This window comes from Gemella parahaemolysans, assembly GCF_053758945.1.
Window position 1 is genome coordinate 212,181 of the sequence record NZ_JBSMTP010000001.1, and the last position, 15,113, is coordinate 227,293.

A 15,113-nucleotide genomic window follows, 5' to 3' on the forward strand; every position below is an offset into this window, starting at 1 on the left:
TAAACTGGAAGTAAATAAAATAACTTCCAGTTTTTTTTTATGGAGTAATGAATTTATATACTGTATTAGTTAACGTAAATTTAAAGTGTTAACTATATTTAAATATTAATTAATTTTAAGATGTAATATTGTTAATTATAGTAAGGCTATAATATCTGTTTTCTTGCATTTTTCTTAGAAAAAGCTTATAATTAATGTATTAATCATAAAATAATAATTAATAGAATAGATGAAAGAAGGACAAAAAATTGAGAAAATTTTTAGGAGAAAAATATAATAAGTTTTCATTGAGAAAGTTGACTATCGGTGTCTGTTCAATGACTATAGGTTCTTTCTTCTTAGTGTCGACTGTTCAACCTGAAGACTATATAGTGAAGGCTGCAGATAATGCAATTGTTCATTATAAATACATAGGAGAAGATAATCTTACTGATAAGGAAAAGGAATTAATAAAAAAAGAAGTACCAAGTGTGGTTAATAGTACAGAGGAAACATATTATCTTGTATTTAAGCCGACTAAAACAGCACAACTAAATAAACTTCCTAATACAGGTTTGAATTATGGAGTTGGGAGTGTGTTTTTAGGAGGTATGCTAGGTTTACTAGTAGTTGTTGTAGCAAAAGGTAAAAATAAAACTCAAAAAATACTATCAATACTGTTAGTAACGAGTATGGGAGCAACTACCCTAGAGTTACCAGTTCGTGCTATGGAGGACTTACAATTATCAGTATACAACATGGATTATAACTTAAAAGTAGGGGATAAATTACCTAATATTTCGTCAATACCTGGGTATAGTTTTGTTGGATTTATTAAAAATGAAACTAAACAATTAAAAGAAGAAGTGAAGACAAATATTAATTTCCAACAAAATAATAAAAACCAACAACAATTAAAAGAAATTATAGATACAAATGTAATTGATAAAAAACAGAAAAATAAAACAACACTAAAAGTTACTGATAAAAAAGAAGATAAAAAAGTATTAGGAGTTAATACTGTGAATCCTCAAGATGAGGTGTTAGTTGGGAAACTGACTAAACCTGAATTACTATATTCAGATAAAATAATAGAAACATCATTACAATATAGTCAAATCATAGAAAGCAATAGTCAGTTGCCGGAAGGAATAACAAGAATAAAACAAAAAGGGAAAGTAGGTAAAAAAACTGATATTATAAGAGTATTTACTGTTGAAGGAAAAGAAGTATCAAGAGAATCAATTTCAAGTAATACTGAAGCTCCGATTTCTGAAATAATTGAAAAAGGGACAAAGAAGGTAGAAAAAACAAAGGTTACTAAAGGTGAAAAATTAGTAAAACCTGCAGTAGAAGTTAAATCAGAATACAAAGGAGTGCAAGCTGGAGCGATAGTTGAGCCAGCAAAAGCAGAAGCACCGAAAGAGTACAAAGGAGTGCAAGCTGGGGCGATAGTTGAGCCAGCAAAAGCAGAAGCACCAAAAGAGTATAAAGGGATACAAGCCGGAGCAATAGTAGAACCGGCAAAAGCAGAAGTACCGAAAGAGTACACAGGAGTGCAAGCTGGAGCAATAGTTGAGCCAGCAAAAGCGGAAGCACCAAAAGAGTACAAAGGAGTACAAGCTGGGGCAATAGTAGAACCAGCAAAAGCAGAAGCACCAAAAGAGTACAAAGGAATACAAGCTGGAGCGATAGTCGAGCCGGAAAAAGTAGAACCACAATATGGTGGAGTTACTTCTGGTGCTTTGGTGGAACCAGCAAAAGCAGAAGCACCAAAAGAGTACACAGGAATACAAGCTGGAGCAATAGTAGAACCAGAAAAAGTGGAAGCGCCGAAGGAATATACAGGAGTACAAGCTGGAGCGCTAGTGGAACCAGAAAAAGTAGAACCACCGAAGGAATACACAGGAGTGCAAGCTGGAGCGATAGTCGAACCAGAAAAAGTTTCTCCACCTAAGGAATACACAGGAGTACAAGCTGGAGCGATAGTCGAACCAGAAAAAGTAGAACCACCGAAGGAATACACAGGAGTGCAAGCTGGAGCGATAGTCGAACCAGAAAAAGTTTCTCCACCTAAGGAATACACAGGAGTACAAGCTGGAGCGCTAGTGGAACCAGAAAAAGTAGAACCACCGAAGGAATACACAGGAATGCAAGCTGGAGCGATAGTCGAACCAGAAAAAGTGGAGCCACCTAAGGAATACACGGGAGTACAAGCTGGAGCGATAGTCGAACCAGAAAAAGTAGAAGCGCTGAAGGAGTATACAGGAGTACAAGCTGGAGCGATAGTCGAGCCAGAGAAGATAGAAGCACCGAGAGAATATACAGGTAAAATTGAACAACCTAGTGCAGAAAAAGAAAGAACAGTAGATAAGAAACTAGAACTTAGAAATATTTCAAATGTGGAATTGTTTACAGTAGAAAATAATAAATATCGACATGTAACTTCATTTGATACGGTTCCGAATAATCCTAGTAACTACTTTATGAAAGTAAAATCAGAGAAGTTTAAAGATGTGATGTTACCTGTTTCAAGTATTACAAGTGTCAGAAGAGATAATCAAGAAGTATATAAAATTGTTGGTCGAGCAACTGATTTAATTCAACATGAAAATGATAGTACTTTAGAAAATTATACTTATTATTTACCAAAAACTGTTAATAGTGAAAACGAAGTTTATACATCATTCAAAAATCTAGTGGAAGCAATGAATAGAAATTTACATGGTACGTTTCGTTTGGGAGCAACTATGGATGCTCGTGAAGTAGAACTTCAAGAAGGTCAAGAAAGCTATGTTAGTAATGAGTTTACAGGTACATTAATAGGTAAAAATAATGATAAGCAATATGCTATATATAATCTGAAAAAACCATTATTTAGCACTTTAAACCGTGCTACAGTAAAAGATATTTCAATAAAAGATGTAAATATTTCTGCAAAAGATCACTCTGCTACAATAGCGAAAGAAGCAAAAAATAATACTACTCTTAGTAATGTACACTCTAATGGTATAATCGCAGGAGAAAGGGGAATAGGTGGTTTAGTTTCACAAGTTGAAAATTCTAGAATTTATAACAGTAGTTTTACTGGTAGAATAACTAATACTTATGATACAAAATCAACTTACCAAATTGGAGGATTAGTAGGGAAACTTTCAGGTGATAATGCTTCAATAGATAAATCGGTTTCATCTATCGATATGGCGACAAACGCTAATCAAGGGGACCAAACAGTTGGTGGTATAGCTGGGGTTGTTGATAGAAGCGCTAGAATCAGTAATAGTTACGTTGAAGGAAATCTTAACAATGTGCAACATTTTGGTAAAGTAGGAGGAGTTGTAGGTAATCTTTGGGATGCTATATCAGGTGAAGAGAAATCTGGACAACTATCTAATGTTTTAAGTGATGTTAATGTTACAAACGGTAATGCTATAGCTGGTTATGATTTTAGAGGTATTAAAGAAACTAATGTCTATAGCAATAAAAATAATAAGGTAGTAAAAGTAGTCCAAGTAGATGATGAAGTGCTAAGTAAAGATTCTGAAGAGCAAAGAGGAACTGTGCTAGAAGCGGATGAGATTAATGTGAAAAAAGCTCAGCTTGTTCCTAAAAATAATATTAAAACTGAGGACTTTAATTTCTCTTCTAAATATGTAACGGATTATAGTAAATTAAAAGATGTTGATGTTTCTAGGTTAAGAGTGTATAAAAATATAGAAAAACTACTGCCATTTTATAACAGAGAGACTATTGTTAAGTATGGTAATTTGGTAAGTACCAATGATGATTTATATACTAAAGATCTTTTATCTGTAGTTCCTATGAGGGACAAGGAAGTAATTACTGATATTAGTAAAAATAAAGAGAGAATTAATAAATTATTATTACATTATGCGGATAATTCGTCACAAATATTGAATATTACTTATAAAGGTGACTTTTCAAAAGTTGCAGAATATGAAATTGAACAAACAAAACTATTGTATACGCCTAATGCATTATTACATGATTATAGTAGTATAATTAATAATGTTATATCTGATTTAAAATCTGTACAATATAATTCAACTTCAGTTAAAAAAATATTGGATATTTCTGGAGATATAAAATTAACGGAATTATATTTAGATGAACAATTTGATAAAACAAAAGAAGCTATAGGTGATAGTTTAGCGAAACTTCTGTCAGCGGATGCAGCAATCGCTGAGAACAGTAATTCGATAATTGATAATTATGTTATTCAGAAAATTAAACAGAATAAAGAAGCTTTATTGTTAGGTTTAACGTATTTAGAACGCTGGTATAATTTTAATTATGGGGAAACAAATGCTAAAGATTTAATAATGTATCATTTGAATTTCTTTGGTAAATCAAATAGTTCGGCTCTAGATAATGTTATTGAATTAGGTAAATCTGGATTTAATAATTTATTAGCTAAGAATAATGTTATTACTTATAATGTATTGTTAGCGAAAAATTATGGAACAGAAACTTTATTTAAAGCATTAGAAGGATATAGAAAAGTATTTTTACCAAAAACTTCTAACAATGAGTGGTTTAAAAAACAAACAAAAGCATATATAGTTGAAGAAAAATCCACTATTGAAGAGGTAAGAGAAAAACAAGGGAAAGAGGGAACTAAATATTCTATTGGAGTATATGATAGATTAACTAGTCCATCTTGGAAATATCAAAGTATGGTATTGCCGTTACTAACACTTCCAGAAAAATCGGTGTTTATGATAGCGAATATTTCAACTATAGGATTTGGAGCTTACGATAGATATAGAAGTTCTGAATATCCTAAGGGAGAAAGATTAAATAATTATGTAGAAGAGAAAGTTAAAGAAGCGGCTAAACGATTTAGAGACCATTATGATTATTGGTATAAGATTCTAGATAACGAAAATAGAGAAAAATTATATAGAAGTATATTAGTATACGATGCTTTTAAATTTGGTAATGATGATAATAAAGTAGTTAGCCAAGCAGATTTTTCAACAAATCACCCTGCGATAAAATATTTCTTTGGGCCAGCAGGAAACAATGTAGTCCATAATCAACATGGTGCTTATGCTACGGGAGATGCATTCTACTATATGGCTTACCGTATGCTGGATAAAGACGGTGCGGTTACATATACTCATGAGATGACGCATAACTCAGATAGAGAGATTTATCTTGGAGGATATGGTAGAAGAATTGGTCTTGGACCAGAGTTTTATGCTAAAGGATTGTTACAGGCGCCTGACCATTCGTATGACCCAACGATAACGATCAACTCTGTATTGAAATATGAGGATTCAGAAAATTCAACAAGACTTCAAGTAGCTGATCCAACTCAACGATTTAATAGTGCAGAAGATTTACATAATTATATGCATAATATGTTTGATGTAATTTATATGTTAGAATATTTAGAAGGAAAAGCTGTAGCTAATTTAGAAGCAAATCAAAAATATGAGTTATTAAGAAAAGTTGAAAATAAATTTGATCTTGATCAAGACGGTAATAATGTATACGCGACAAATGTTGTTCGAAGATTAACTATGGATGAAGTTAATAAATTAAATTCTTTTGATAGTTTAATTGAAAATGATATTATTACTAGCAGAGGATACAAAGACCAAGAGTATAAGAGAAATGGTTATTATACAATTGATTTATTTTCACCGATTTATTCGGCTCTTAGTGGAGAGAAAGGGACTCCTGGTGATTTAATGGGACGTCGTATGGCATTCGAATTATTAGCTGCAAAAGGATATAAAGAGGGTATGGTCCCTTATATCTCAAATCAATATGAAAAAGATGCAAAAGCGGCGGGAAGTAAGATTAAATCTTATGGTAAAGAAGTAGGTTTAGTTACAGATAAATTAGTACTTGAAAAAGTCTTTAATAATAGATATAGAACTTGGGTAGAATTCAAGAAGGATATGTATAAGGAAAGAGAAAATAAATTTAGTAAACTAAATAGAGTTAACTTTATTAATCCTAATACTCCATTGAGTCGTCAACGAAATGTATCGGTTACGGATATAAATGTACTAGATAGAATGATTGCCGAAGCGGTAAGAGGCGATGCAGAAGATGAAGTAGCAAAATTATATCCAGAAACAAATAGTAGGGTTCTTAAACTGAAAAAAGCAATATTTAAAGCGTATTTAGATCAAACTAAAGATTTTAGAACGTCTATATTTGAAAATAAATAATATATTCTTAGTGTAATATAGAAAAGGTATGGGAATTATTTTTCTCATACCTTTTCTTAGGAAGGAAACTTTGTGTAGTTGAATTTAGAAGTAATAGATTTAAATATAATAAATTATAGATTTTAAACAAAGTATAAGATAATATGATATAATATAGCTGAAGAGATTAAAGGAGAATAGGGATATGATAAAAATTGAAGTATGTGCTAATAGTGTTCAGGATTGTTTGGTAGCTCAAAGTGAAGGTGTGGATAGAATAGAATTGATTAGTGCTAGCTACTTAGGGGGATTAACGCCTACTACCACAGTTTTAGATATGGTGTTAGAAAGTGGAGTAGAAATACCGATTATGGCAATGGTAAGGCCAAGAGGTGGAGGTTTTTGTTATTCTAGAATAGAAAAAGAGCAGATGTTCAGAGAGGCAAGAGAACTTTTAAAACATGGTGCTAATGGAATAGTTTTTGGATTTCTAACTGAAGACAGAAAGATAGATTGGATAGAAACAGAAAAGATGATAGAGCTTTGTGATAGTTTTGGAGCTGAGAGTGTTTTTCATAGGGCGTTTGATTGTTCTAATGAACCTGAATATAATCTTCAGCGTTTAATAGGATTAGGTTGTACTAGGGTCCTAACAAGTGGATTAGGAGCTAATGTTAATAGAGGTACAAAACTTTTGAAATTTCTTCAGGCGAAATATGGGCAACATATAGAGATTCTCGCAGGAGCAGGGATATCAACGGATAATCTTGAAAAAATTATTAAGAAAACTGGTGTCACACAAATTCATGGAACTTTTAAGAAATATGGGATAGATGTTACGACAAATGTGGAAGATGTATCATATAGATATACAGAAAAAGGTGATTTTGAAGAAGTTGATCCTGTAGAATTGTCGAAGGCTATCGAAATAGTTAGAAATATAAGCAGAGAGGAAATAAATGTTTAGTAATATACATCATATAGCAATAATCGGAACTAATTATCAGAAAACAAAGGAGTTTTATGTAGATAAACTAGGGTTTAGAATTATAAGTGAGTATCATCGTCCAGAGAAGAATGATATTATTATAAATGTAAAACAAGGGAATCTAGTATTAGAAATTTTTATTAAAGCGGATGCTCCGTTGAGACCTGAGATGCCAAATCCAGAACATAGTGGATTAAGACACTTGGCTTTTAAAGTAAATGATATAGAAGCGGCTCTAAAAAAAATTGATGAATTAGATATTCCTCATGAAGAGTTGAGATATGATGACTTCGATAATAAGAAAATGGCATTTTTCTTTGATCCAGATGGATTACCATTAGAAATACATGAATAAAGAAAAAGAAAAAACTTAGGAAACTAGGTTTTTTCTTTTTCTTTTAATAATTAAACAGAAAAATCTATTGATTTTACAGACAATATATGTTTAAATAGAGAAATGTAATTAAAATAAACTTAAAAAAAAGGAGAGGAATAATGCAATTTAGAAAAAAAACTGCTGTATCATTTGTAACAGCTACATTACTACTGACTAATCTACATGTAATGGATTTTAATAATTTACAGAAAAATTGGGTATATGCTGAAGAGAATGGAAAGGCTGATTCGGTATCTAATACTTCCGCACATACTTTTAAAGATGAGGACAAAGTTAAAATTATTGTTTCTTTAAAAGAGGACAAAGTAGATCCTAATTCGTTGAAAACTGAAGAAGGAAGAAAAGAACGTGAGAAAAGTACTAAAGAACCACGTGAAAAAGCACTAAAAGAAATTAAGGATAAAGGTGTTGATTATAAAGTTCTATTTGAATATGATACGCTTTTAAACGGATTTTCTCTAGAAACTTCATATGCTGATGCTAAAAAAATTCAAGCAATGGATTTTGTAAACAGTGTTGAAGTGAGTGTCGACTATGAGGTTCCTGAAACTACGACTAAAAATGATGAAGATGATACTGCTTTAAAAAACACTGTTATCGATAGTAATAGAATTATCGGTGTTCAAGGTCTTTGGGATAAAGGCTATAAAGGTCAAGGAAGAGTCGTAGCGGTTATTGACTCAGGTCTAGATCCTAATCATGATATTTTACATTTAACTGATGCTAGTAAAGCTAAATATAAAAATAAAGCGGAACTAGAAGCTGTAAAGGAAAAAGCTGGAATCGATTATGGTAAATGGTATAGTGATAAACTGATTTATGCATTTAACTACTACGATTGGGATAATAACTTAAAAGAGAAAAAAGATAAATCTCACGGTATGCATGTTGTTGGTACTTCAGTAGGTAATCCAACGAAAAAAGCTCCGAACAATGAGTATGTAGCAGGTGTCGCTCCAGAATCGCAATTAATCTTTATGAGAGTTTTTTCTGATAAACAAGGTGGAGCAAAAACTAGTACATTTTTATATGTTAAAGCTATAGAAGATGCTGTTAAATTGGGAGCTGATTCTATTAATATGAGTCTAGGGGCTACTGCAGGAGCAGTAACAGAAGTTGGACAAGGTACTATTGATGCAATTGCACTTGCTAAAAAAGCGGGAGTCAATGTTGTAGTTGCAGCTGGTAATGATAATGTATTTGGAAATGGTCAGAGTAAACCAAGTGCGTCGAACCCAGATTATGGATTAATCGGAACACCATCTGTAACTCCTGATTCAATAGCTGTAGCAGCTATAAACAACAGTGTTATGAATACTGAAGTAATGACTGTTGTTGGATTAGAAGGAAATGAAGAATGGGATAATGGTGAAGCTACAATAAGACCATTTGCTAAAAGATTTGATCCGAAAACTGAGTACTCATACTTTAATGCTGGATATGGTTTAGAAAATGATTTTAAAAATCAAGATGTAAAAGGAAAGATTGCAGTGATGATGCGTGGAGGTGGAAATACCTTTGCGGATAAAGTAGCAGCTGCTAAAAAAGCAGGAGCTGCCGGAGCTATTTTGTACAATACTAAAGAAGGTGGAGAAGAGTTACTTAACGTTGCATTAAATAATTACGATAGTGATTTCCCTGTAGTGTTCGTTGGATATAAATTCGGTAATTTATTAGCGACATATCCGGATTATTACAAATTAAAATTCACTGGGCATTTTAGTAAGAGGCCTCATCCACAAGCAAATCAACTTGCTGATTTTACAAGTTGGGGAGTAACTGGAGATGGGCTGTTCAAGCCAGATGTTACGGCACCTGGTGGTGACGTTTATTCATCATTTAATAACGGAACATACGGATTAGATAGTGGTACAAGTATGGCTTCACCTCACGTAGCTGGTGCTGTATCTTTAATGAGACAAGTATTCCAAGAAAGATATCCAGACCTACAAGGTGAAGAATTACAAAAATTAATTAAACACCTACTAATGAGTACTGCGATTCCAAATTATAATAATGAAACAAAAGCATTTACATCACCTAGACAACAAGGTGCTGGGGTTATTGATGTATCTAAAGCAGCTTTTGGTGATTTATATGTAACTGGAGACAATGACTATGGAAGTATTTCTCTTGGTAATGTACAAGATACATTTAAGTTTAATGTAGTACTACATAACTTATCAGATAAACCCAAAGAACTTGTTTATAAGTCTTATTTAAATACTGATGGAGTGGAAAATGGACAAATTACGCTTAAACCAAGACAGTTATCAGAAAGTAGTGGAGGAGAAACTGTAGTTGTTCCTGCAAAAGGGGAAAAAACAGTTACTATCACAGTTGATGCTACGCAATTTAGAAATGAGTTAGAAGGTCAAATGCCAAATGGTTATTATCTTGAAGGATTTGTAAGATTCTTTGATCCAAAAGATACGAATACAGCAGTTGCTGGAATCCCATATGTTGGTTTTAAAGGAGAGTTCCAAAATCTGCCTGTAGTAGAAAAACCTATATATGAATTTAAAGGAAATGAAAAACCATTCTATTACTATAAACCTAATACAACAGAACGTGATGATAAAAATAACTTTACTTCATTAGTTACTGTTGATGTAAATGGTGAAGAAAAGAGTATAAAAGTTTTAGGTGAGTACAATAATCCTAAGACTAAGTCTAATTATTTTGGTAAATTAGCATTTTCTCCAAATGGTGATAGACAACATGATGAGATTGGATTTAAAGCAACATTCTTAAGAAACTATGAGAATCTTAAATTATCAGTTTATGCTAAAGATGATGTTGAACGCAAAAATCCATTATATGAAAATGGTAATGTATCTGGTAAAAAGAACTTCTTCCACAATAAGGCTACAAATAAAAAAGCTGTATTAGTTACTGAAACAAATTGGAAAGGGCAAGATAAGGATGGAAATCCATTACCAGATGGTGAATATCAGTATGTTATTAGCTATAGTCCTGTTGCAACAGGTGCGAAAATGCAAGAAACAGCGTTTAACGTTACACTAGATAGAGTTGCACCGCAAATTGTTGGTACAGGTGGAGTTTATGACGAAAAAACTAGAACATTTAAACCATATGCTGTAAAAGAAAACGGAAGTGGAGTACTTTATAAGAAATTAAGCTATAAAGTGACTAAAAAAGGTAAAGATGGTAAAACTGTTGAAAAAGAAGTGGAAGTAGAACCAAATATAGATGGTACATTCACTCTTCCAGAAAAAGTATCTCTAGATAAATTTACTTATGAAGTGGGTGACTTTGCAGGGAACAAAGATAGTGTTGGAATTTCAAAAGTTCAAAATACTGAAAAAGGTACTGTAGAAGTTAAAACTACAGCTAAAGATGGAACAGGGGATTATTCTACTAACGTAAGATATGCTATAAAAAATGAAAAAGGTGAGTTAGTTGGAGAAGACTTTACAAAGAATGGTAAGAACCTAACAGCTCTGCCATATGGTAAATATACTGTACAAGTAGTTTTAACTGATGAAGCTCTTAAATTAACTAGTCCTAAAGAAGTTGCTTTTGAAATTACTAAAGATGATTCAACTAAAACGGTAGAATTCACATTCGAAGAACAAAAGAGAAATACGACAATAATTAAGTTTGATAAAGTTATACCTGCTGGAGCAAAAGTATTTGTCACAAATGAACAAGGTGAAAAAACAGAATTATCGAGAAGTCTATACAGTGAAAAAGAATTCCAAAAACGATTAAATAATGGTAAGTATACTGTTGAAGTAGTATTACCTGAGGGATATAGAGCTTCTGAAAATAATTTTGAACTTGTAGTAGGAAACGGTCGTAATACAAAAGAGTTACAATTAAGTGTTGCTCAAAAAGTAGCTAGCGTAATAACTGTTGAAGGCGCAACTACACCAGCAACAGTTGAGTTTGATGAAGCTAAACTTTATAATGATTATAAACTTGTAGTTGGAGATGTAGAAAAAGCTAGTAAGGAAAAAATACTTAAACAGTTAACTGATAGTAAGATTGATTTATCTAAATATGATGTAGTATTTTATGATATTCATTTAGAAGATAGAAATAATAAAGTTGTTGAAGTTGATGGAACTAGAAAAGTTACTTTATCATTAGATAAAATGCCAGCGAAATTTGGTCATGAGAAAAAAGATGGAACAATTGAACCGGTTAATGGTGAAGTAGTTGATGGTAAATTCGTATTTACAGTAGATGGATTTAGTAATTTTGTGGCTCTTGTAGAGAAAAATGCACCTAAAGAAGAGGTTAAAGTAGATAAGAGTCAATTGAAACTAGCTTCTGATAATTTCAAAGCTACAACAGATAGTGATAAGTATGAGTATGCTTCATTAGATGCTAAAGAGGCATATAATAAAGCAATTAATAAAGCTAAACAACTATTGGAAGATGAACATGCAACACAAGAAGAAGTAAATAAAGCTGTTGAAGAGTTAAATGCAGCTATCTCTAAACTTACTGGTGTTAAACCTCAAGAGGCAAAAGGTGAACCGGTGAAAGTAGAAGCGCCAAAAGAATATACAGGAGTGCAAGCAGGAGCGATAGTAGAACCAGAGAAGGTAGAAGCACCAAAAGAATACACAGGAGTGCAAGCAGGAGCGATAGTAGAACCAGAGAAGGTAGAAGCGCCAAAAGAATATACAGGAGTGCAAGCAGGAGCGATAGTAGAATCAGAGAAGGTAGAAGCGCCAAAAGAATATACAGGAGTGCAAGCAGGAGCGATAGTAGAATCAGAGAAGGTAGAAGCACCAAAAGAATACACAGGAGTGCAAGCAGGAGCGATAGTAGGACCAGAGAAGGTAGAAGCACCAAGAGAATACACAGGAGTGCAAGCAGGAGCGATAGTAGAACCAGAGAAGGTAGAAGTACCAAAAGAATATACTGGTAAAGTTGAACAACCAAAAGCAGAAGTACCAAGTGTAGATAAAAAAGAGCTTGCGGCTGAGGTTGAGAAAAATGGAGACCTTACATCACAAGACAGCTTTAAAGAAGCAGATGAAGAAGTTAAGAAAGAATATAGAGAAGCGCTTAAAACAGCTATCTTAGTTCTATCTAATGCGAATGCAAAACAAGATGAAGTAAATAATGCATTAGAAACTCTTAAAAAAGTATCAGAAAAAGTAAATAAAGAAAAATCTAAATTATCAACATTACTTGGCGATGTATTTAAGAAAGACAAGGATAAAGATAAAGTAAGTGTTGGTTTAGCAGATGTAGCTAAAAATCAAGGAATGGTAGCAAATAATTCTCAAGTAAATCTTGGAACTGTTGGTAAATCTGATTCTCTATTAGCTAAAACAGGAACATTAGCTTTACCTACAACTTTTGTAGGACTTGCATTAATTTGTTTAGTATACGTACTAAGAAGAAAAAATACTAAATAATAAATTACTAAATAATTCTCTTTAACGATTGAGTTAAAGGGAATTATTTCTTTATTTGAAAATTATTAAAAAAGTTCTTGACATAATTTGATGAAAAATGTATAATAAATATTGTTGTTAAATATGGCGGCTGTGGCGAAGTGGTTAACGCATCGGATTGTGGTTCCGACATTCGGGGGTTCGATTCCCCTCAGCCGCCCCATTAAAATTTAATATCTTAAGGCGGCTTAGCCAAGTGGTAAGGCACGGGTCTGCAAAACCTTGATCACCGGTTCAAATCCGGTAGCCGCCTCCAATTTTTAATCATCTTTTTATAAGGTGTTTTTTTTATGCCTAAATTACGGTTTGTATTATATATCTTTCTCATATTATTAAAATATTCGAAAATTTATAGGTAATTACCGAACATTATTTTAATAATGTGTAAATTTTACATTGAAAATTATTATTATTTCTTTTTAAAAGCTAGATATATTGTTTTTTTTATGTTAAAATTATATCAAATTTATTTTTTAATACCGAGGAGGAAATAATATGAGGAAAATATTATTGGCGTTATTTAGTTTTATTTTTGTCTTCTCTATTGTAGGATGTACTGCGAAGACTGAAACGAAAAAAGAAGAAAAAGTTATTAAAATGGGATTTGTTCCTTTGAAAAATAGTGAGAAACTTGTTGAAGATCTTAAACCAATCTCTGATTACCTTTCTGAAAGATTAGGAGTAAAAGTAGAAGCTTTCACAGCTAGTAACTATATTGGTGTGGTTGAAGGTTTAGGTAGTGGAAGTGTTGATTTTGGTATTATTCCTCCATTTTCATCTTTACTTGCTCAAAAACAAAGTAGTGCAAAACCTATACTAACATCTAAAGGTAAAACAGGAAAACCTGGATATACTGCTGAGTTATATGTAAGAAAAGATTCTGGTATTAAATCACTACAAGATGTCAAAGGTAAAAAAGTAGCATTCGTAGATCCTTCATCTTCATCAGGATATATTTATCCAGGTGCTATGTTGGTTGAAGCAGGTCTTAACTTAGATAAAGATATTAGTTATCAATTTAGTGGTGGACACGATAAGAGTTTACAACTACTGCTTAACAAAGATGTTGATGTAATTGCTACATTTGATGGAGTGGAAGATAGATATGCAAAAGATTTTCCGCAAGCAAAAACTGATATTCAAAAATTAGCAACTAGTGATATGATTCCTGGTGTTATGGTTACAGCTTCTAGTAAGATGGATAAAGAGTTGCAAGAGAAATTAGAAAAAGCTCTTCGTGATGTTGAAAATGATCCAAAAATGAAAGAATTATTCACAAAAATGTTCAGTATTACTGGATTTACTGATGTGGATCAAGATGCATATAAAAAAGTAGAAGCAACTGCAAAAGTTATGAATGTTGATTTAGATAAAGTAAAATAGAAATTATGAACTTGGTACATTATGTGCCAAGTTTTTTTCTGTTTATTATGTAAGTAATTATTTTGATTAAATAAAACACTTGAGATTTTTTACGTTTAATTTTATAATTAAATAATCAATCAGGAGTGTGAATGTAATGTACGCATATATTAAAGGAAAAATTTCAGAAATAAACCCGACCAATATCGTTGTAGATAATAATGGAATAGGCTATGAGGTAGTTGTTGCTAATCCATATGAATATCAATTGAATGAAGAAAAAATTGTTTTTATAAGTCAACAGGTAAGAGAAGATTCTAATATACTTTATGGATTTTCTAATAAAGATCAGAAAAAAGTATTTTTACTATTATTGAAGGTAAAAGGCGTAGGACCTAAGAGTGCTTTAGCTATATTAGCTGGAGGAACTAGTGAAGAAATTATTGGAGCTATCGAGAATCAAGATGTAAAATATTTAACGAAGTTTCCGGGGATTGGGAAAAAATCGGCTCAGCAAATTATTCTTGATCTACAAGGTAAGGTTGATTTTAGTATGACTAATATCAGTAGTGCGCCAACTGCAGTTAATAATTATCTAAGTGATGCAATGTTAGCGTTGGAAGCCCTAGGATATAGTAAAAAAGAATTAGCAAAAATCGAGAAAAAATTATCGGCATTCGATTTTTCTGGGGTTGATGAATATGTAAAACAAGGATTAAAATTATTAATGAATGCATAATTGATGAAAGGAGGAAATT

General features: G+C 32.3%; 6 protein-coding genes and 2 tRNA genes. All 8 read left to right on the plus strand.

Annotated elements, in window-relative coordinates; genetic code table 11:
- Positions 1–248: 248 nt before the first annotated feature.
- Positions 249–6,188, plus strand: coding sequence for a ZmpA/ZmpB/ZmpC family metallo-endopeptidase (locus tag ACWOBP_RS00955; protein WP_455337068.1), 5,940 nt, complete (start codon positions 249–251; stop codon positions 6,186–6,188).
- Between the two features lie 184 nt (positions 6,189–6,372).
- The gene (locus ACWOBP_RS00960; protein WP_455337069.1) at positions 6,373–7,134 is read left to right on the plus strand and encodes a copper homeostasis protein CutC; all 762 of its coding nucleotides are present in this window, start codon (positions 6,373–6,375) and stop codon (positions 7,132–7,134) included.
- Positions 7,127–7,510 carry an SMU1112c/YaeR family gloxylase I-like metalloprotein gene (gene gloA2, locus ACWOBP_RS00965; RefSeq protein ID WP_455337070.1) on the plus strand — a complete coding sequence of 128 codons (384 nt, stop codon included), beginning with the start codon at positions 7,127–7,129 and terminating at the stop codon, positions 7,508–7,510. Before ACWOBP_RS00960 ends, gloA2 begins: the two co-directional genes overlap by 8 nt.
- Positions 7,511–7,650: 140 nt before the next feature.
- Complete coding sequence (locus ACWOBP_RS00970) at positions 7,651–12,954, plus strand: S8 family serine peptidase (RefSeq protein ID WP_455337071.1); 5,304 nt, start codon at positions 7,651–7,653, stop codon at positions 12,952–12,954.
- A gap of 126 nt (positions 12,955–13,080) precedes the next feature.
- A tRNA-His gene (locus ACWOBP_RS00975) sits at positions 13,081–13,156 on the plus strand.
- A 19-nt stretch (positions 13,157–13,175) separates the two neighbouring features.
- Positions 13,176–13,249: transfer RNA gene (locus ACWOBP_RS00980), tRNA-Cys, on the plus strand.
- 239 nt (positions 13,250–13,488) lie between these two features.
- The gene (locus ACWOBP_RS00985) at positions 13,489–14,376 is read left to right on the plus strand and encodes a phosphate/phosphite/phosphonate ABC transporter substrate-binding protein (protein WP_455337072.1); all 888 of its coding nucleotides are present in this window, start codon (positions 13,489–13,491) and stop codon (positions 14,374–14,376) included.
- A gap of 136 nt (positions 14,377–14,512) precedes the next feature.
- Positions 14,513–15,094, plus strand: coding sequence for a Holliday junction branch migration protein RuvA (ruvA, locus tag ACWOBP_RS00990; protein WP_455337073.1), 582 nt, complete (start codon positions 14,513–14,515; stop codon positions 15,092–15,094).
- The last annotated feature ends 19 nt before the right edge of the window (positions 15,095–15,113 follow it).

Excerpts from the sequence above, each read along its gene's own strand:
- ACWOBP_RS00960 (WP_455337069.1), top strand. The coding sequence starts at position 6,373 with ATGATAAAAATTGAAGTATGTGCTAATAGTGTTCAGGATTGTTTGGTA.
- gloA2 (WP_455337070.1), top strand. The coding sequence starts at position 7,127 with ATGTTTAGTAATATACATCATATAGCAATAATCGGAACTAATTATCAG.
- ACWOBP_RS00970 (WP_455337071.1), top strand. The coding sequence starts at position 7,651 with ATGCAATTTAGAAAAAAAACTGCTGTATCATTTGTAACAGCTACATTA.
- ACWOBP_RS00985 (WP_455337072.1), top strand. The coding sequence starts at position 13,489 with ATGAGGAAAATATTATTGGCGTTATTTAGTTTTATTTTTGTCTTCTCT.
- ruvA (WP_455337073.1), top strand. The coding sequence starts at position 14,513 with ATGTACGCATATATTAAAGGAAAAATTTCAGAAATAAACCCGACCAAT.